At 64.7% G+C, this 17,822-nt stretch carries 14 protein-coding genes and 2 tRNA genes; 13 read left to right on the top strand and 3 right to left on the bottom strand.

Features of this window, described 5'->3' with window-relative positions:
• Window positions 1-289 precede the first annotated feature (289 nt).
• The 6 genes from HIM68_RS09605 (at window position 290) to HIM68_RS09580 (ending at window position 5,558) form a co-directional block, all read left to right on the top strand.
• A tRNA-Ser gene (locus HIM68_RS09605) sits at window positions 290-378 on the top strand.
• Between the two features lie 230 nt (window positions 379-608).
• On the top strand, window positions 609-1,226 hold the full coding sequence (locus HIM68_RS09600; RefSeq protein ID WP_172171714.1) for a hypothetical protein: 618 nt from the start codon (window positions 609-611) through the stop codon (window positions 1,224-1,226).
• Entirely contained in the window at window positions 1,223-1,825 is a 603-nt protein-coding gene (locus tag HIM68_RS18990; protein WP_172171712.1) for an OmpA family protein, read from the top strand. Before HIM68_RS09600 ends, HIM68_RS18990 begins: the two co-directional genes overlap by 4 nt.
• Before the next feature lie 166 nt (window positions 1,826-1,991).
• Entirely contained in the window at window positions 1,992-3,239 is a 1,248-nt protein-coding gene (locus HIM68_RS09590; RefSeq protein WP_172171710.1) for an FAD-dependent oxidoreductase, read from the top strand.
• 117 nt (window positions 3,240-3,356) lie between these two features.
• Window positions 3,357-4,478, top strand: coding sequence for a proline racemase family protein (locus HIM68_RS09585; protein ID WP_172171708.1), 1,122 nt, complete (start codon window positions 3,357-3,359; stop codon window positions 4,476-4,478).
• Window positions 4,479-4,553: 75 nt separating this feature from the next.
• A complete protein-coding gene (locus tag HIM68_RS09580) occupies window positions 4,554-5,558 on the top strand; it encodes an Ldh family oxidoreductase (RefSeq protein WP_172171706.1) in 1,005 nt (334 codons plus the stop codon).
• Window positions 5,559-5,645: 87 nt separating this feature from the next.
• Here HIM68_RS09580 and HIM68_RS09575 read toward each other — a convergent pair whose 3' ends face one another.
• The gene (locus tag HIM68_RS09575) at window positions 5,646-7,343 is read right to left on the bottom strand and encodes a PucR family transcriptional regulator (protein ID WP_172171704.1); all 1,698 of its coding nucleotides are present in this window, start codon (window positions 7,341-7,343) and stop codon (window positions 5,646-5,648) included.
• A 113-nt stretch (window positions 7,344-7,456) separates the two neighbouring features.
• Here HIM68_RS09575 and HIM68_RS09570 point away from each other — a divergent pair, with 113 nt between their 5' ends.
• The 5 genes from HIM68_RS09570 (at window position 7,457) to HIM68_RS09550 (ending at window position 13,516) form a co-directional block, all read left to right on the top strand.
• Window positions 7,457-8,941, top strand: coding sequence for a CoA-acylating methylmalonate-semialdehyde dehydrogenase (locus tag HIM68_RS09570; protein WP_172171702.1), 1,485 nt, complete (start codon window positions 7,457-7,459; stop codon window positions 8,939-8,941).
• A gap of 80 nt (window positions 8,942-9,021) precedes the next feature.
• Window positions 9,022-10,437 carry an aspartate aminotransferase family protein gene (locus tag HIM68_RS09565; RefSeq protein WP_172171700.1) on the top strand — a complete coding sequence of 472 codons (1,416 nt, stop codon included), beginning with the start codon at window positions 9,022-9,024 and terminating at the stop codon, window positions 10,435-10,437.
• 265 nt (window positions 10,438-10,702) lie between these two features.
• Window positions 10,703-12,112 carry an inorganic phosphate transporter gene (locus HIM68_RS09560; RefSeq protein ID WP_172171698.1) on the top strand — a complete coding sequence of 470 codons (1,410 nt, stop codon included), beginning with the start codon at window positions 10,703-10,705 and terminating at the stop codon, window positions 12,110-12,112.
• Window positions 12,109-12,342 (top strand): hypothetical protein, encoded by a 234-nt coding sequence (locus HIM68_RS09555; protein ID WP_172171696.1) that lies wholly within the window; start codon window positions 12,109-12,111, stop codon window positions 12,340-12,342. The genes HIM68_RS09560 and HIM68_RS09555 overlap by 4 nt, the downstream gene beginning before the upstream one ends.
• A 511-nt stretch (window positions 12,343-12,853) precedes the next feature.
• Complete coding sequence (locus HIM68_RS09550) at window positions 12,854-13,516, top strand: hypothetical protein (protein ID WP_172171694.1); 663 nt, start codon at window positions 12,854-12,856, stop codon at window positions 13,514-13,516.
• A 141-nt stretch (window positions 13,517-13,657) separates the two neighbouring features.
• Here HIM68_RS09550 and HIM68_RS09545 read toward each other — a convergent pair whose 3' ends face one another.
• Window positions 13,658-15,490: a phosphoenolpyruvate carboxykinase (GTP) gene (locus HIM68_RS09545; protein ID WP_172171692.1), complete on the bottom strand. Its 1,833-nt coding sequence runs from the start codon at window positions 15,488-15,490 to the stop codon at window positions 13,658-13,660.
• A 374-nt stretch (window positions 15,491-15,864) separates the two neighbouring features.
• Between HIM68_RS09545 and HIM68_RS09540 the strand changes: the two genes are divergently transcribed.
• A tRNA-Arg gene (locus HIM68_RS09540) sits at window positions 15,865-15,937 on the top strand.
• Window positions 15,938-16,038: 101 nt separating this feature from the next.
• Entirely contained in the window at window positions 16,039-16,764 is a 726-nt protein-coding gene (locus tag HIM68_RS09535; RefSeq protein WP_172171690.1) for a hypothetical protein, read from the top strand.
• A gap of 34 nt (window positions 16,765-16,798) precedes the next feature.
• On the opposite strand, the gene HIM68_RS09530 is transcribed toward HIM68_RS09535, so the two are convergent.
• A complete protein-coding gene (locus HIM68_RS09530; protein ID WP_139909151.1) occupies window positions 16,799-17,605 on the bottom strand; it encodes a DNA alkylation repair protein in 807 nt (268 codons plus the stop codon).
• Window positions 17,606-17,822: the final 217 nt, after the last annotated feature.

Raw genomic sequence — 17,822 nt, 5'->3', positions numbered from 1 at the left:
GGTTTTCCGACCGGTGTTTCTGCGAGGATCTGAGACCAGACCGCAAAGCACATCACGCCGATTTTACGCCTGGACATTGATGAATGCTGGAATTCCGGTGTGGGGGAGCGGTACAAAGGGGACATTCGGCCCGGATTTGCGCCCGTCACGGGTCGGTTCGACTATGACGAAGCCCACTCTCCGCGGTTGCGCTTTGCCCTGGATGGCTCCTTTCCCTTAGGCTGTATCCCGTAGTGCTGGAGGGTCTGTCGGTATGCATTTCTCCGGAGCGGATCGCAGCATTGCAGATGGAGTCGTGGCTGAGCGGCCGAAAGCGTCACCCTGCTAAGGTGAAGTCCTCCAATAGGGGGACCGTGGGTTCAAATCCCACCGGCTCCGCGTGAGGCAGAACCCCTGCGATCCGATGAGAATTCGGGCGCAGGGGTTCTTGCGTTCCCACAGAATCGCGTTTGCCCGCGAGTGCCGACGCCTTTGTTCGTCTCGACTTACGTTCGATGTAGTGAAAGTTCACCTGTCCGGGGTAAGTTGATCCGCGTCCGCCCCCGCGCCACCGGAGCTCACCAGCAGAGATGCTACTCCGGCGAGTACTGAGGAGAACTCCCATCGCTATGCCCCTGATCCGCAAGACAGCTCTGTCCGCTGCCGCCGCCGCTTTGGCGCTGACCCTGGCCGCCTGCTCGTTCGGAGACGACACAGAGGAGCCGAACGCCGAGGGTGCCGAGACCCAAGGCGCTGCGCAGGAGTCCGGTGAGGCCGCAGGTTCGAAGGGTGAATCCGGATCCGCCGAGGCGGCCGGCCTCGATCCGAAGGATCTTCCCGATCCTGTCGCCTCCCAGGAGATCCCCGCCGCCGTTGACGGCGATGACAAAGCGACGATGACTGTCGAGCTGTTCCCTCTCAAGCGTCAGGGCGAAACTGTCGTGGCGCAGTTCGCGTTCACCGTGAACTCTGATCAGACCGACGAGGACGACGACGGCGACGATCTCTACGGCTATCTGGGCGGGAGCTGGGCGCCGTTCCTTGTCGACTCGCAGAACCTGCGCAAGCACAACGTGCTGGATAAGTTCCCGCAGCGAGCGCAGACGAATGTCCAACAGACGAAGTTCAAACCCGGCCAGACCCACTACGCCTTCGCTGTCTTCGCGGCCCCGCCGCCAGATGTCGACGAGGTCGAGGTCTCCGTCGTCGACGGTATGAACCTCGCCACCGGAGTGAAGATCTCGTGAAGCCGGCAGCCGTCGGTCCTGCAGCGGTGATTCTTGCTGCCGGCATTGTCGTCGCCGGTCCACCCGCACTCGCGTTCGCAGACTCAGTGACTTCGCAGGACATCGCCAACCGAGATGCCCCGACTCCGGAGGACTTCACCGATCCCGACCAGTCGCAGATCGACAAGAGCATCGTCGAACTCGAACCGGAGATCTATGACCTGGACAAAGGCATCGAGGACGTGGAGACGACCAAAGCCAGTGGCGGCGATACCGTGGTCACGCTCGACACCGATATCCTCTTCGACTTCGACTCGTCCGAACTGAGTGAGGCCGCGAAGAAGAAGATCAAGGAGCTCGTCACGGATCTCCCGACCGACTCCGAAATCACCGTCGGCGGGCATACGGACTCCAAGGGCGAAGACGACTACAACAAGAAGCTCTCCGAAGACCGCGCGAAGGCCGTCGCCGAGGTGCTCACCTCGGAGAACTCGGACCTTGAGGTGACAGCAAAGGGATTCGGCGAGTCCGAGCCCGTCGAGTCGAATGAGAAGAACGGCAAAGACGACCCTGAGGGCCGGGCGAAGAACCGTCGCGTCGAAATCCGCTACGAAGGCTGAGCCTGATCTTGGGCTGTCCGGGAAGAGCGGCTGAGGCCATTGACGAACCTGACGGCACTGCATAGCGTCTCTCTCTATAGATGGTCAAACAAGAGTCAGCTTCGGTGACGTCGGCCCGGACCAGACCGCGAAACCGCCGATTCGGGGACCAATGGAGGGCAACCGATTGAAGACAGTCATCATCGGAGGCGGCGTGGTCGGGCTGACCAGTGCCTACGAACTGGCGCTGAGCGGACACGACGTCACAGTCATCGAGGCTGCCCGCTGCGGTGCGGGCGCCTCTCACGGAAATGCCGCAAAGATCGCCATCGCCGAGAGCACCCCGGTGCCTGCCCCAGGCGTGCTGCTTCAGGGGATCCGATGGATGCTCAAACCCGACAGCCCACTATCGATCAAGCCGTCCCTTGCGCCCGGCTATCTCAGATTCCTGTTGCGGATGGCCAGGCACTGCAACACACATGACTTCGAAGCCGGACTCGACCTCCACCTGCGCCTCGGCGAGGATGCGAACGATCTCTTCGATGAGTACCAGGCTCAAGGCATCGACTTCGAGATGCACGACCGCGGTGTGCTGCTGGCTTTCGAGACTCGGGAACGCTTCGACGAGCACTGTGCGAGCCTGCCCGCTTTCGAGGCCGCTGGCCACCTGCCGCGGCGACTGCATGATGACGAAGTCCGCGAGGCCGAACCGGCTCTCAGCGATCGCATCCGCCACGGTCTCTCTTTCTCCGCTGACCGACAGATCGAACCCGATTCTCTGACAGCGGGCCTCCTCGCGAAACTCACCGATCTCGGCGTAGTCGTGCGAGAAAACACTCGCGTTGGACGCTTCGTTCGCTCCGGCGACGCCGTGACCGCAGTTGTCACCTCCGACGCGGAGGTCATCAAGGCCGACGCTTTTGTCATCTCCGCCGGTGTCCCGTCCGGCGTGTTGGCCAGGCAACTCGGCCAGAAGATCCCCATCTACTCGGGCAAGGGCTACAGCATCGACTACTCACCCGCTCCGATCCCGCTGCGCACATCCCTGACCCTCGAAGATGCTCGCGTCGCCGTCACTCCGCTGAACGGCATGCTCAGGCTCGCGGGCACGATGGAGTTCGGCAGCACGGACGACGACGTCAACGAGGTCCGCGTCGGTGCAATCCGCCGCGCGGCTCAGGAAGCATTCCGTGAGTGGGGCGACGGTCAGGGAGAACTGGCTCCATGGGCTGGGTCGCGCCCCATGACTCCTGACGGCCTTCCCGTCATCGGGCAACTGGACTCCGTGAAGAACGCCTACATCAACTCCGGACATTCGATGCTCGGTCTGACACTGGCACCGGGATCTGCCCGACTGCTATCCGGACTCATGACTGATGGAAGCTCGACCCTGCCCGGTGAACTGCTCGCTCGTGTGTCCCCGAATCGGTTCTGAACGATTCACGTCAACGCCGCACGGACCCGAACGGACGAGGATGGGCTCATGACCACACAACAAGTCACCGGCAGCGAAGTCGTGGACTGAGGCCCGCCCGAGCAGAGACGAGGGAACGTGAAGAACAGACAGCTCATCCAGGCCGTCGATGTCCACGCGGCCGGCGAACCCGGCCGAGTGCTCATCGGCTCGGGACTGCGGGTCAAAGGTGCGACGATGGCCGAGAAGCTCCGCTACTGCGAAGAGCACCTCGACGACTTCCGGAACCTCATCCTCCACGAACCCCGCGGCTATCCCGGCCTGTGCTCCCCGATCGTCGTGCCTGCGACGGATCCGAGCTGCGATTTCGGAATGATCGTCATGGAGCAGGGCGGGTTCAAGCCGATGTCCGGATCGAACCTCATCTGCACCGTCACGGCGCTGATCGAGACCGGGTCCGTCGATGTCAGAGAACCGGTCACCGAGCTGCGGGTCGATACCGCCGCCGGTGTCGTCACGGTCCGCGCCGAGGTGGAGGCCGGCCGCGCGAAGTCGGTGACCTTCGACAACGTCCCGGCTTTCGTCCACGGACTCGACCTGCCTCTCGAGGTGCCTGGGTACGGGACGATCCCCGTCGACATCGTCTTCGGTGGTCAGTTCTACGTACAGACTGCGGCGGACAACCTCGGCGTGGATCTTGATCCTGGCAATGCCAAGGAGATCATCAGGGCTGCCAGCGTGTTGCGGCAGGCGGCGAACGAGACCTTCGAGGTGAGGCATCCCCTCATCCCTGAAATCGATTCGATCGGTCTGCCGCTGATCCACGGACCCGCCCGAACTGAGGGCACCGACGGACGCAACGCCGTCGTCCTGCCCAACGGCATAGTCGACCTCGACGATCCGAGCACGTGGACTGGGACTCTCGACCGCTCGCCGTGCGGCACCGGGACGAGCGGGCGAGTGGCGGCCAAGCACGCCCGCGGCGAACTGCGCGTCGGTCAGCGATTCGTCCACGAATCGATGATGGGTACGACCTTCACCGCCGTGGTGAAGGAAGAGACCGAGATCGGCGGTAGTCCAGCCGTCATCCCTTCGATCACCGGGCGCGGGTGGATCACAGGATTCCAACAGCTCGTGCTCGAGGCCGATGATCCGTTTCCGGTCGGCTTCACCGTCGGAGACATCTGGAGCGGCGGTACGAGGGCAGCAGAACCAGGAATCGACGGCTGGGACGCGGATATGGCGGGGCAGGATCGATGACTGTTCGAGCGGTAGTCTGCTGATCAAGGCCAGTGGTCGAAGCCGACACGATTCGCTGCACACGAGGAGCGCACAATGACGAACGAACCCGACCGCATCTCTCTCGATGATCTTGTCTCGGCGATCGAAGCCAAGCTCACCGCCGCAGGAGCCTCTTCGGCGGTTGCGAGAGTGCTGGCGACCAACTGTGCCACCTGCGAACGCGACGGCACTCTCAGCCACGGAGTCTTCAGGGTCGCCGGTTATCTCGATTCATTGAATCGAGGCTGGGCAGATGGGGCAGCAGAAGCGAGCATCGACGTCGTCGGCCCTTCCTATATCCGCATCGACGGTCACAACGGTTTCGCCCAACCTGCACTCGCCGAGGCTGGGCCGACGATCGACCAAGCGCTCGACGACACCGGCGTCGCCGTCATCGCTCTGCGCAACACCCACCACTTCAGCGCACTGTGGCCTGACCTCGAGGCATTTGCACGCGACGGTCGGGTGGCGATGGGGATGATCGCCAGCGGCAAGCTCGCCGTTGTCCCCGAGGGGGCCACCCGCCCGGTCTTCAGTACCAATCCGTTCGGTTTCGCCACACCCGTCGCCGAGGCGGATCCGATCGTCTTCGACTTCTCCACGTCGTCGATGTCCCACGGGGACCTGCAGCTGCTGCGGGCAGAGGGCCAGGACGTTCCGGTCGGGACCGGGGTCGACTCGACCGGCGCGGACACCACGGATCCGAACGCTATCCTCGACGGCGGCGGAATCCGCCCCATCGGCGGGCACAAGGGTGCGCTGCTGTCGTTCATGATCGAAACGCTTGCCGCAGGGCTGACCGGCGGTGCCTTCACCTATGAGGTCGACGCGGAGGCCCCCGAGGGCGCCCACACCTTCCGGACCGGTCAGCTCTTCATCGTCATTGATCCCGAGCGCGGCGGCAACGACGCCTACCTCGCTCGGGTGCGCGAATTCGTCGACATGCTCCGCGATGCGGGCATGGACCGTCAGCCCGGTGACCGTCGCTACGCCAATCGCGCCGAGGCGGCCGAACGCGGAATCCCCGTCACCGACACGATTCGCGCTATATTCGACTGAACTTCTGTCGACCGGCCGAAGCCTGCTCTGTCCCGGGCAGCACAGGACCCCGTTGGCGGGAGTTGCCGACTCCGTCGAGTACGGTCCTCAGCCGTACATCCGCCACCACAGCAGCGCTACGTGCAGTGCCGTGCGTGACTCAGCATCGTCAAGTGAGACGCCGAGGCGGTCCTGCAGGCGATTGATCCGTGCGTAGAGCGCGGGCCGGGACAGATGCCCGGCCCGCGCCATCGCCGACTTGTTGCCGCCATGGGAGAGGTAGAGCTCGAGGAAGTCGAGCAGTCCGTCGTCTGCGGCGTCCGCAGCGAATGGCAGAACGCCGTCCCGGCGTCCGTCTTCGCCGAGCAGCGGCCCCAGCTCTCCCTCGGCGAAGGCACGCAGCCGGGAGTCCTCGGCCAGCAGAGACAGCAGCCCGCGGATGCGCACGTCCGAAGAGCGGTAGAACGCACGCTCACGCACATCGAGCGTCGACGCGACCTCGGCGACGTGAGAAGCGGGTTCGAGACCGGCGACAGCGCGAAGCAGAGAAGTGCTTCCGCGGCCGACCCCGACCACCCAACTCGCAGCAAGCCCCTCGAGCTCGGCGAGAAGGCGGTTGAGGCGGTCGTCGGCCTCCGCAGTACCGCGCGGACTCGGCTGTGATCGTCGGTTTCTCCCGCGACCGGGCCCCAGAACGAACCCGAACACGCCTGACTGCAGGCTCGTCATGAGCAGACACAGATTGAGGCGCGAGGCGGCAGAGGTGATCTCCTGCGTCAGGCCGCGCTCCTGCAGCTGCACCCGAGTCGGATCGGTGTCGGCCTCACGATCAATGCGGACGACCACTGGGGTGAGCTCGGCCCCTTCCGCAGGAGTGAATCCCAGAGAGCGGGCGCGCTCCCTTGCCGAACGCTCGTCGATGCCCTCTGAGTCCGTGATCTCTCGGATCAGGCCGCTTTGGGCCTGCAGCAGCAGATCCTGCTCATCGCGATCGGCCATTCGAGTCAGCGTCAGGGCTTCACCGGCGCGCTCGATGACCTGCTCGAGATCGGCGACGGACTCGGCGGCGCCGGGTACGACGAGCCGGCCCCATCGGCGAGAACGCAGCCCCACCGGCGTCTGCCGCCACTGCGCCGGCGCGTGGCCGCCGGGTGTCGTGCTCGCACCGCTGACGAGGTCGACCCACTTCTGCACGAGAGCCTGCGAGCCACGGCCGGAATGCGCGAGAACTCGATGGGACACATCCTCGAGGACCACCGCCGTGCCCAACAGCTCTGCAGTGCGGTCGACGATCGTCTGCGCTTCGGCCCGATCGAGGCTCAGCTGCGTGTACGTCTCGTGGATCTCCCGGGCATGTTCGAGCCGCGAGATCTGCTGTGCGAGAAGGCTGCGGTGTGCGAGCTCGGTGATCCTGACGAACTTCACCCGTCGCGGCAGGACGATGACAGGCAGGTCCCTCGCCGAGGCGGCCGCGGCCGCGATCTCGCGCGCTTCCTCATCGTGGGTCGAGTTCTCATCGACGAGTTCGATGATCGTCCCAGCGGCACCTGCGCGCTCGAGCTGGTCGAGGAACTCCGTCATCGCCGCAGGCGAGTGGCGGAAGGCCGTGGCGGTGGTCAACACGAGCTCACCACCCTCGAGGAAGCGCTCGACATGCTCGGAATCGGCGATGTGGACCCAGCGGATCGCCCGGTCGAGGCTTGCCTCGCCGGCAAGTACCGCAGGCTCTGCAGCCCTGATCTCCTCGAACTCGAGCAGACCGGCGATGCTCAACGATGCCCCGCTCGACTCCCGTGCAGTGTCCATTGACATAGTGTAAAGCCGAGGGCGAAGATTCTGACATTCTGACACTTCCGAGATCGGCAAAGCGGACAGAGGATGGACTCAACCGACGTACCGACGACGCAGAAGGACTCTTCATGGCAACGCTCTCCCACTGGATCAACGGACGGACCGTCACCGCGGACACCGACACCCGCCTCGGCGATATCACGAACCCGGCCACCGGAGTCGTCAGCGGCCAGGTGGTCCTGGGGTCGAAGGCCACCGTGGAATCGGCGATCGCTGCAGCATCCGCCGCGTTCCCCGCCTGGCGCGACACGTCCCTGGCCAAGCGGACCGCTGTCCTCTTCAACTTCCGCGAACTGCTCAACGCTCGGAAGCAGGAACTGGCCGAGATCATCACCGCCGAACACGGCAAGGTCGTCTCCGACGCTCTCGGCGAGGTCGCCCGCGGCCAGGAAGTCGTCGAATTCGCGTGCGGCATCGCCGGCCACCTGCGCGGCGGCCACACTGAGAACGCCTCGACGAACATCGACGTCCACTCCCTGCGCCAGCCGATCGGCGTCTCCGCGATCATCTCTCCCTTCAACTTCCCGGCCATGGTTCCGATGTGGTTCTTCCCCGTGGCCATCGCCACCGGAAACACCGTCGTGCTCAAGCCCTCGGAGAAGGATCCGTCGGCCGCGAACTGGCTTGCCGAGCTGTGGAAGGAAGCCGGGCTGCCAGATGGCGTGTTCAACGTCGTTCACGGTGACAAGGAAGCCGTCGACACGATCCTCGAGAGCCCCGAGGTCGCCTCGGTGTCCTTCGTCGGGTCGACCCCGATCGCACAATACGTCTACGAGAACGGCACCGCCACCGGCAAGCGCGTCCAGGCGCTCGGAGGAGCGAAGAACCATATGCTCGTCCTGCCCGATGCGGACCTCGACCTCGCCGCCGACGCCGCCGTCAACGCCGGCTACGGCGCCGCAGGTGAGCGCTGCATGGCGATCTCCGTGGTCGTCGCTGTCGACTCCATCGCCGATGAGCTCGTGGCGAAGATCGCTGAACGCACCAAGACACTGCGCGTGGGTGACGGTGCCACCGAGCCGGACATGGGACCACTGGTCACCGCCGCCCACCGCGACAAGGTTGCCGGCTACATCGATGCCGGCGCCGAGGCGGGAGCCACCGTCGTCCTCGACGGCCGAGAGAACACCCCGGCCGAGGGATTCTTCCTCAACCCGACCCTCTTCGACAACGTCACCCCCGACATGTCGATCTACACCGACGAGATCTTCGGGCCCGTGCTCGCCGTCGTCCGCGTCCCCGGTTACGACGAAGGCATCGATCTCATCAACGCCAACCCGTACGGCAACGGCACCGCGATCTTCACCAACGACGGCGGAGCCGCCCGCCGGTACGAGAACGAGGTCGAGGTCGGCATGGTCGGCATCAACGTGCCCATCCCCGTCCCCGTCGGCTACTACTCCTTCGGCGGATGGAAGAACTCGCTGTTCGGCGACACCCACGCCTACGGCGACGAAGGAGTTCACTTCTTCACCCGCGCGAAGGTCGTCACCTCCCGCTGGCTCGACCCCAGCCACGGCGGCCTCAACCTCGGATTCCCGACCAACGACTGAACCGACCACCACGGACGTCCGCCCCGACCCGGGGCGGACGTTCACACCACGACGAACCACCTCGGCGAAGGAGCCCTGACATGACCACCACCGCGGATTCCCCGCTCACCGAATCGCACCTCGATACTGAAAGCACCGGCGCCGACCGGATCGACCCCGACCTCCTCGAGGCCGGGCGCCGCGCCCACGAGCTCGACCGGGCGCACGTCTTCCACTCCTGGCAGGCGCAGGGGCCGTTCCAGCCGATGACGATCGTCGACGCCGAAGGTCCCTACGTCTGGGACGGCGAGGGCCGGAAGCTGCTCGACATGTCATCGCAGCTGGTGAACACCAATATCGGCCATCAGCACCCGGGTGTGGTCGCGGCGATCCAGGAACAGGCCGGCAAGCTGTGCACCATCGCGCCGCAGCACGTCAACGACGCCCGCTCCGAGGCGGCCCGACTCATCACCGAACGCACCCCGGGCGACCTCGATCATGTGTTCTTCACCAACGGGGGAGCCGACGCGAACGAGCACGCGATCCGGATGGCCCGACTGCACACCGGTCGGACGAAGGTGCTCTCGGCCTACCGCAGCTACCACGGCGGCACGCAGCTGGCCGTCAACGTCACCGGCGACCCGCGCCGGTTCGCCAACGACTACTCCGCTGAGGGCATCGTCCACTTCATGCCCGCCTACCCGTACCGGTCGTACTTCAACTCGTCGTCCGAGGCCGAGGAGACGCAGCGGGCGCTCGCCCACCTCGAGGACATGATCACCCTCGAGGGGCCCGGCAATATCGCGGCCCTCATCCTCGAGACCGTGCCGGGCACCGCGGGGATCTACGCCCCGCCGGCCGGTTATCTCGAAGGCGTGCGGGAACTGACGGCGAAGTACGGGATCGTCTTCATCGCCGACGAGGTGATGGCCGGGTTCGGCCGCACCGGCCGCTGGTTCGCCCTCGACCACTGGGATGTCACCCCGGACCTCATCACCTTCGCCAAAGGCGTGAACTCCGGATACGTCCCGCTCGGCGGGGTCGCCATCTCGGATGCGATCTTCGAGACCTTCCGCGACCGGGCCTACCCGGGCGGACTGACCTACTCGGGACATCCGCTCGCCTGCGCGGCAGCGGTCGCGACGATCACCGCGATGGAGGACGAGGGGATGATCGCCAATGCGGACCGCCTCGGCGAGGACATCATCGGTCCGGCTCTGCAGGAGATGGCGCAGCGCCACCCCTCGGTCGGGGATGTCCGGGGTCTTGGCTGCTTCTGGGCCATCGAGCTCGTGAAGGACAGGACGACGAAGGAGCCGCTGGCGGCCTACGGCGGCAGCTCACCGGAGATGAACGAGATCATCGCAGCGCTCAAAGCCGACGGCGTGCTGCCGTTCGCGAACTTCAACCGCATCCACGTCGTGCCGCCGCTGAACACCCCGGATGAGGACGTCAGGTTCGGACTCGCCGCCCTGGATCGGGCACTCGACGTCGCGGATCGGTACGTCACGGAGTAGATTCGTCCCGCGAGAAGGGGGCATCGCCTCGGCGAGGGATTGCTGGTTTCGGGCCCCGTTCGGAATGTGAGTGCTATTGCACTCTCAGCCGGGCGGGGCCCGTTTGCGCACGTCAAAAGTGAACAAAAGGTGAATCAGGTGGAGTAGGGTCGAATTGCGGGTGAAGAGCGGTTGAATCTGTGGGTAGACTTCTGCGGGATAGTGATGGCTGGCCGTCAGCTGCATCATCCACGGTCCGAATAGTGTCTACACCCAAGGTCGATTAGTGGAAATCATCTTCGTCGTCGTGCTCGTCATCGCACTGGCACTGTTCTTCGACTTCACCAATGGCTTTCACGATACGGCCAATGCCATGGCCACACCGATCGCGACCGGGGCCATCAAACCGAAGACGGCGGTCACGCTTGCCGCGATCCTCAACCTCGTCGGTGCCTTCCTCTCCACCGAGGTGGCCAAGACCATCTCGGGCGGCATCATCAAGGAAGGCGGCGGGGGAGTCCAGATCACTCCCGACTTCATCCTCGCCGGCCTCATCGGCGCCATCATCTGGAACATGGCGACATGGCGCTTCGGCCTACCATCATCCTCGTCCCACGCACTCTTCGGCGGCCTCATCGGTGCGGCCATCGTCGGTGCCGGACTCAACTCCGTCGACTACGGAGTGTTCCTGTCCAAGGTCGTCATCCCGGCTCTGGCCGCCCCGCTCATCGCCGGGTTCAGCGCCTATCTGTGCACGAAGATCGCCTACGCGATCACTCGCCGCAACGAGGAGGGCAAGACCGCTCGCCGTGCACCGTTCAAGTACGGGCAGATCTTCTCGTCCTCGCTGGTGGCGCTCGCCCACGGAACGAACGATGCGCAGAAGACGATGGGCGTCATCACCCTCGTGCTCGTCTCCGCGAACCTGCAGGAGCACGGCACCGGCCCGCATATCTGGGTGATCACCGCGTGTGCTCTGGCGATCGCGCTGGGCACCTATGTCGGCGGTTGGCGCATCATCGACACCCTCGGCACGAAGCTGACGACGGTCAAGCCCGCTCAGGGACTGTCGGCCGAGACGTCGACGGCTGCGGCTATCCTCGCCTCTTCGCACCTCGGCTTCGCTCTGTCGACGACTCAAGTCGCCTCCGGTTCCGTGCTCGGTTCGGGACTGGGCCGCAAGGGCGCCGATGTCCAGTGGTCGACGGCCGGACGTATCGCCTCCGGTTGGCTGCTGACGATTCCGGCCGCCGCGATCGTCGGCGGGATCGCAGCCGGCATCGCTCACTTGGGAACGGTCGGCGTCGTCGTCGACACGGTCGTCGCCGTGGTCGTGGTGCTGTGGATCTACCTCAGTTCCCGCCGGGTCGAGGAGACGGACATCTCGAACTTCGACACCGTCGGCGAGGCCGTCAACATCCGCGGCCGCAAGCGCAAGCTGCGTAAGGATCGCAACCGCAAACGTGCTCAGGAGAAGAGAGAAGCTCGATACGAGGCCTGGGCGGAGAAGCAGGCGGCGAAAGAGAAGCGCCGTGCCCACCGCGATGCGAAGAAGAACGGGGCGGTTCCCGCCGAGGCTGCGAAGACGAGTTCATCGTCGACCGGATCTGCTTCCGGAGCCGATGCGGGCCGGGCCTCGAACACCGGGGCAGATGCGGGCCGGGCAGATGCGAGCGATAAGGGAGACGCGAAATGATCGAGTGGAGTTCGTTCGCCATCGTTGCGGCCGCGACATGGGTCTCGGCCATCATCGTCATCACGCTGTTCTCCGTCGGAGTGCGGATGCGCGCCGCGCACCTCGACCGTGTCGAGGAGGGCCGCAGCAGCTCGGCTCTGCCGGTCGGCTACTGGGCGGTCTTCGGCATCTGCGGGGCAGTCGTGCTGCTCGGCGTCTACCTCATCGTCCCGGCCCTCCACGGCGCCTGACACTTCAGAGGCCGACCGTCTGACGCTTCGGGAGTAATTCGCCTGGGCTCTCTGGGGTGCTCGCCACGGCGCCTGACGCCTCCGTGCTGCAGGCCACGTGTCGTTTCTGAAGTGCTCGCCTGAGCTCTCTGGGTGATCCCCGCGTGACGGCTCAGGCAGCGATCGCTTGCCGTCGGCAAGCTGCTTTTGGACGACCATCACTCACCGGTAGCGTCGCGTACACCCTCTAGCGCACCATCCCTCGCCCTTAGTGGCTGTGCCTACAGTTGCAATGGTGCAACGTGCCGCTGCGACGGTGTTTTGCTCCCACCGGTGCCTAGCGACAGCAGCGGTGAGGGATGCTCCGGACTATGTGCATGAAGCATCCCTGCGTCACGAGAGGAAGTGCCACTGCCGGGTAGTTATGCCGCTGACGGTGCGGGATACCCGAGCGTTGGAATCGGGGCGGCTCAGTGAAAGCAGCTGCGGGTGGCTTTCCTGAGACCCTGGTGCCTCGGCTTAGACTCGATCTGTGAGAACTCCACCGCACAATCCTCGGCAATCCGCCGATCTGCAGAAGGAAATCGCCAAAGCCGATCGCCGGCGCATCGACCAATGGCATGCAGCAATGCGGCGCGATGGACGCGTCGTACTGCGAACAAATCTAGTCAAGATTTTCGCCCTCGCACTCGTCAGCTGGCTGTTCGTCGGAGCGATCATCCTCACGTTCACCGTCACCTCCGCTTCGACCTGGAACCCGATGTCCCCTGGCTTCGGCGGGTGGCCGGTCTTCTTCCTCCTTGCGGTCTTCGCCATCGGTTTGGCGCTGATCGGCGTCGGAGCGCTGTTGTGGACTTTTGTCTTTCCCGTTGTGCGACCACAGTTCGTCGTGTCGAGATGGGGTGTGGAGTCCTCATGGTGGAAGCATGGCGGGCGGGTCAGGCAGTTCGCAACGCCGTGGTCAGGCATCGTCGACATCGGGGGAGAGTTCCAGTGGAGGAAAGGGATGCTCCCGGACGCACTGGTCGTAACGATCACGGCCCGCGGTGTGACCGCTCATCGGAATGCGCTGATCGGCAACGTCAGGTTGCCGGAGTTGGTCACATATCGCGTATCAAGGCGGCTCAAAGCGAAACCGCGTGATGTGTTGGTATTTCTCCGTGAGGTTCACGTGGCGCATACGGCGCATCGCTGAACTCGGACCGGAACACGTCAATCCCCCAACCACCTCGGCGGCGGTTGGGGGATTGTCGATGAACGGACGGCTCAGAGACTGTCAGCGATGAAACCAAACGGCTCAGGCTAGCCACACAGCTAAGAAACTCAGCCAAACGACTCAGGCGAGGCCGAGGCGCTGGCGGAGGTTGTCGACCTCGGCGCGGAGCTCGGCCGGAACCGAATCGCCGAGCTCGGCGTACCATTCCTCGATGAGCCCGAGTTCGGTCTCCCACTCTTCGGGCTTGATGGCGAGAGCCTTGCGCAGCTGCTCGTCGGTGAAGTCGAGGCCCTCGGTGTCCAGGCCGCCTTCGACCGGAGTGAGGCCGAGCGGGGATTCCTGAGCATCGGCGGTGCCGGTGACGCGTTCGAAGACCCACTTGAGAACGCGCGAGTTCTCGGAGAATCCGGGCCACAGGAACGAGTTGTCGTCGTCGCGGCGGAACCAGTTGACGTAGAAGATCTTCGGCAGCTGAGCGCCCTCGGTGTTGCCGATGTTGATCCAGTGCTGCAGGTAGTCACCGACGTTGTAGCCGATGAAGGGACGCATCGCCATGGGATCGCGGCGGACGACGCCGACGGCACCGGTGGCAGCCGCGGTGGTCTCCGAGGAGAGCACCGAGCCCATGAACACTCCGTGGGTCCAGTCCTTGGTCTCGGTCACGAGCGGCATCGTGGTCTTGCGGCGACCGCCGAAGAGGATGGCCGAGATCGGCACACCGTTCGGGTTGGTCCACTCGGGAGCCAGGGTCGGCACGTTCGCGATCGGGGTGCAGAAGCGCGAGTTCGGGTGAGCGGCGGGGGTGTCGGACTCGGGCGTCCAGTCGTTGCCCCTCCAGTCGGTGAGGTGAGCAGGTGCCTCGTCGGTCTTGCCTTCCCACCACACGTCACCGTCGTCGGTCAGTGCGACGTTGGTGAAGATGTTGCCGCCGGCCTCGATGGCGCGCATCGCGGTCGGGTTCGTGGTGTAGCCGGTGCCCGGGGCGACTCCGAAGAGTCCGAATTCGGGGTTGACGGCGTAGAGCTGGCCGTCTTCGCCGAAGCGCATCCATGCGATGTCGTCACCGAGGGTCTCGGCCTTCCAGCCGGGGATGGTCGGTTCGATCATGGCGAGGTTCGTCTTGCCGCAGGCCGAGGGGAATGCGGCGGCGACGTACTTGACGACTCCTTCGGGGTTCGTCAGCTTGAGGATGAGCATGTGCTCGGCCAGCCAGCCTTCGTCGCGGGCGATCGCGGAGGCGATGCGCAGCGCGTAGCACTTCTTGCCCAGCAGTGCGTTGCCGCCGTAGCCGGAGCCAAAGGACCAGATGGCGCGATCCTCGGGGAAGTGGGTGATGTACTTGGTGGTGTTGCAGGGCCAGGCGACGTCTTCCTGTCCCTCTTCCAGCGGAGCGCCGACGGAATGGACGCACTCGACGAACTTCGCGTCCTGGGCGTCGATCGCATCGAGGGCGTACTTGCCCGAGCGAGCCATGACGAGCATGGAGAGGACGACGTAGGCCGAATCGGTGACCTCGATGCCGAACATCGGCTGGTCCGCCTCGGCGTGGCCCATGACGAAGGGGATGACGTACATGGTGCGGCCGCGCATCGAACCCTCGAACAGACCGTTGAGCGTTTCCTTCATCTCCGCGGGAGCGACCCAGTTGTTGAGTGGACCGGCATCCTTCTCGTCTTCGGAGCAGATGTAGGTCCGGCCCTCGACGCGGGCGACGTCCTCGGGGTCGGAGGCCGCGTAGTAGGAGTCCTTGGTGCCGTTGACACGCTGGATGGTGCCGGCTTCGACGAGCTTCTCAGCGATCTCGTTCTTCTGTGCTTCGGAACCATCGATCCAGACGATGTCGTCCGGGGTGGTCAGGGCGGCGATCCGGCTGACGAACGAGAGCACCGACTTGTTCTCGGTCGGTGCGTTCTTCAGCTGGTCAGCGACGACATCATGGTCGAGGACAGTCATGAGTGGTCTCCTGGTCAATCGGGTGTGGGGTTTCGTCTCCGGCGGCTGGCGTCCGTCGAGCGGTTGGTACATATCCACCGTAGGATGGGAGCGGAAGCGAAAAACGCGCGTTTCGGTCACTCGAAGATGTGCATTGGATCACAGCCAGAGGGTCATTGACGTAAAAGCAACAATCGGATGACGTGTCGTTTCAAGTGATTGACGGTTTGTTTCGGCGATGATCGACGGCTGAAATCTGCGATTTCATCCCCTCTCGCCGAGGTGGCTCTGACCGTGAGTGCGAATGTGGCGAAGCGCACGTGGGTGCGATTTGAGCTTCAGTGAAACTGGTGTGTATAGTTGTTCGAGTTGCAGGGCGTGAGTCCGAGCGACATGCGCCACTAGCTCAACGGATAGAGCATCTGACTACGGATCAGAAGGTTGGGGGTTCGAATCCCTCGTGGCGCACAGAAGGAGAGTCCCTCACCTGGCAGGATTGCTGGTGAGGGACTTTTTCGTGTGCCTGGAGTCAGGCTGATCCGGGCGTCGATCCGAAGGTTGGGGGTCTGTTGGGTGCTGAGACGCGGAAAGCCCGTCGCCATCGTGAAGAACTTGGTGAGGTCATCGAGGTGTTCGCCGACCGCCCAGGGCCGAAGACGGTGTCGGGGTTCGTCCTCGGGTGGATGCTCTTCACAGCTCTGACATTCATCAACCCCGGGGAGACGCCGCTGCTGGCGATTGCTCCGGGCGTCATCTTCGCGGTGATGTTCGGTCTGATCCTTCTCTATCTCTCGGGTGAGCGGCTCATCGTCTGCGAACGAGGGATCCTTGTCGGCTCCATCGCCCCGGGGATTCGTCCCTACGCCATTCCCTATCAGCAGATCACGCCCGGCAGCATCGCCGGGGTCGCCGGTGCGAACAGATATCTCAAAGAGGTCGGACTCCAGGGACAGATCGCTCAGTCGACTCTGCGAGCGTCGTGGTGGACGAAGAACGGTGTCCACTTCGTCGCCTGCTCGGCCGAGGATGCCAGGCGCGGACGCAGACGTTTCACACTGGCCCTCGACCCGATTCCACGGTCGATCGACGGCCGCTGGATCTGGTTCTCAGGGACCGGTCGGCAGTCCGCGAGGTCGGCGGTCGAGGCGATCGCTCGGGCCGCCTCGGCGGCGGGGTATTCGCAGCTGGCCAAGGCCGCGCTCGATCGCGCAGTCGTCGAGCTGACCGGCAACCCCGAGGACGCGGCACGACAACTGCCCGGCCACCCTCCGGTCGGCAGGGGCAGGATCAGATAGTGGGGACTCGGGTCGCTCGCGGCCGAGCCTTGTATCACCTGGCGGCAAGCACACCTTCTCGCTGTTCAGTCGACAGGCGTTTGACGGCCTCTCGGATCGTCACTCCCGAGGCCCGGTTGGCGCGTGGGAGGATCCAGTCGAAGACGAGGTCGGGGCGTTTGCGCGAGGTGTCGCGCAGAACCCAGCCGATGGCCTTGCGGATGAAGAATTCCTTTTCCTCGAGCATCGCATCGGCGAATCGGGAGAACCTGTCGAAGTCGCCGCGGCCGTGCCGCAGCGGGACCAGGTGCGCCAGCAGGGCCGAGCGGCGAATCCAGAAATCCCCATCGCTCGCCCAGCGCTCAAGAACGGGGTCGAAGGCAGTATCCCGTTCGCTCAACGGCCCGACGAGGTCCCCGGCCAGAGGGTCGACGAGCGCCCAGGTCTTCGCCTCGCGGAGCAGGCCCTCGATGAAATCCGCATCCCCGCCGCCGAGGCGGTCCTTCGACTGGATGAGCACCATCGTCGCCGCGGCGCGACGTTCGTGGACGGGTGTGAGGTGGCCTGTCGCCCCTTCGCCTGTGTCTGTCGGCCCGGCACTCGCAGCCGAGTCGTCCGACGACATCGGCACGGCCCAGAGGAGTCGGGCGAGTTCGATGACCTCATTGTGGCCAAGCGCTGTTCCGCGCAATGCCGCGCGAACGACGGTTCGGGTATCCGGGACGCTCACCCCGTAATGGAGGAGTTCGCTCTTGAGGTAGGCCCTTTCCTTCTGGGCCCGTTCGCTGCCGCCACGGGCGCGCAGATCTCGGTCGACCGCCTCGGCGAGGGTGTGGGCCTTGTTCCGGGAATCGGAATTCATGGAGTGAATCTTTCCATGGCCCCGCTGCCAGTGGGTACAGGCGCTGCAGATCGCAGTGAATGCGAAACGGCCGACAGGCGGACTCCGTCGATCGCGATGATCGGGGAGCGCGCCTGCCGGCCGTTCTCTGTTCTCAACCGGAGGCCGCGAGTCTCATGCTGCGCAGTGTCTCCGGAAGTTCTGGGGATCTCCGGTTCGGACGGGGCTCAGCCCCACC

The organism is Brevibacterium sp. CT2-23B (genome assembly GCF_013168765.1).
GTDB lineage: Bacteria > Actinomycetota > Actinomycetes > Actinomycetales > Brevibacteriaceae > Brevibacterium > Brevibacterium sediminis.
The sequence above is the reverse complement of the archived record's forward strand: the minus strand, read 5'-3'. Positions and strand labels throughout refer to the sequence as shown.

Excerpts from the sequence above, each read along its gene's own strand:
- HIM68_RS09600 (WP_172171714.1), top strand. The coding sequence starts at position 609 with ATGCCCCTGATCCGCAAGACAGCTCTGTCCGCTGCCGCCGCCGCTTTG.
- HIM68_RS09580 (WP_172171706.1), top strand. The coding sequence starts at position 4,554 with ATGACGAACGAACCCGACCGCATCTCTCTCGATGATCTTGTCTCGGCG.
- HIM68_RS09575 (WP_172171704.1), bottom strand. The coding sequence starts at position 7,343 with ATGGACACTGCACGGGAGTCGAGCGGGGCATCGTTGAGCATCGCCGGT.
- HIM68_RS09570 (WP_172171702.1), top strand. The coding sequence starts at position 7,457 with ATGGCAACGCTCTCCCACTGGATCAACGGACGGACCGTCACCGCGGAC.
- HIM68_RS09565 (WP_172171700.1), top strand. The coding sequence starts at position 9,022 with ATGACCACCACCGCGGATTCCCCGCTCACCGAATCGCACCTCGATACT.
- HIM68_RS09555 (WP_172171696.1), top strand. The coding sequence starts at position 12,109 with ATGATCGAGTGGAGTTCGTTCGCCATCGTTGCGGCCGCGACATGGGTC.
- HIM68_RS09545 (WP_172171692.1), bottom strand. The coding sequence starts at position 15,490 with ATGACTGTCCTCGACCATGATGTCGTCGCTGACCAGCTGAAGAACGCA.
- HIM68_RS09530 (WP_139909151.1), bottom strand. The coding sequence starts at position 17,605 with ATGAATTCCGATTCCCGGAACAAGGCCCACACCCTCGCCGAGGCGGTC.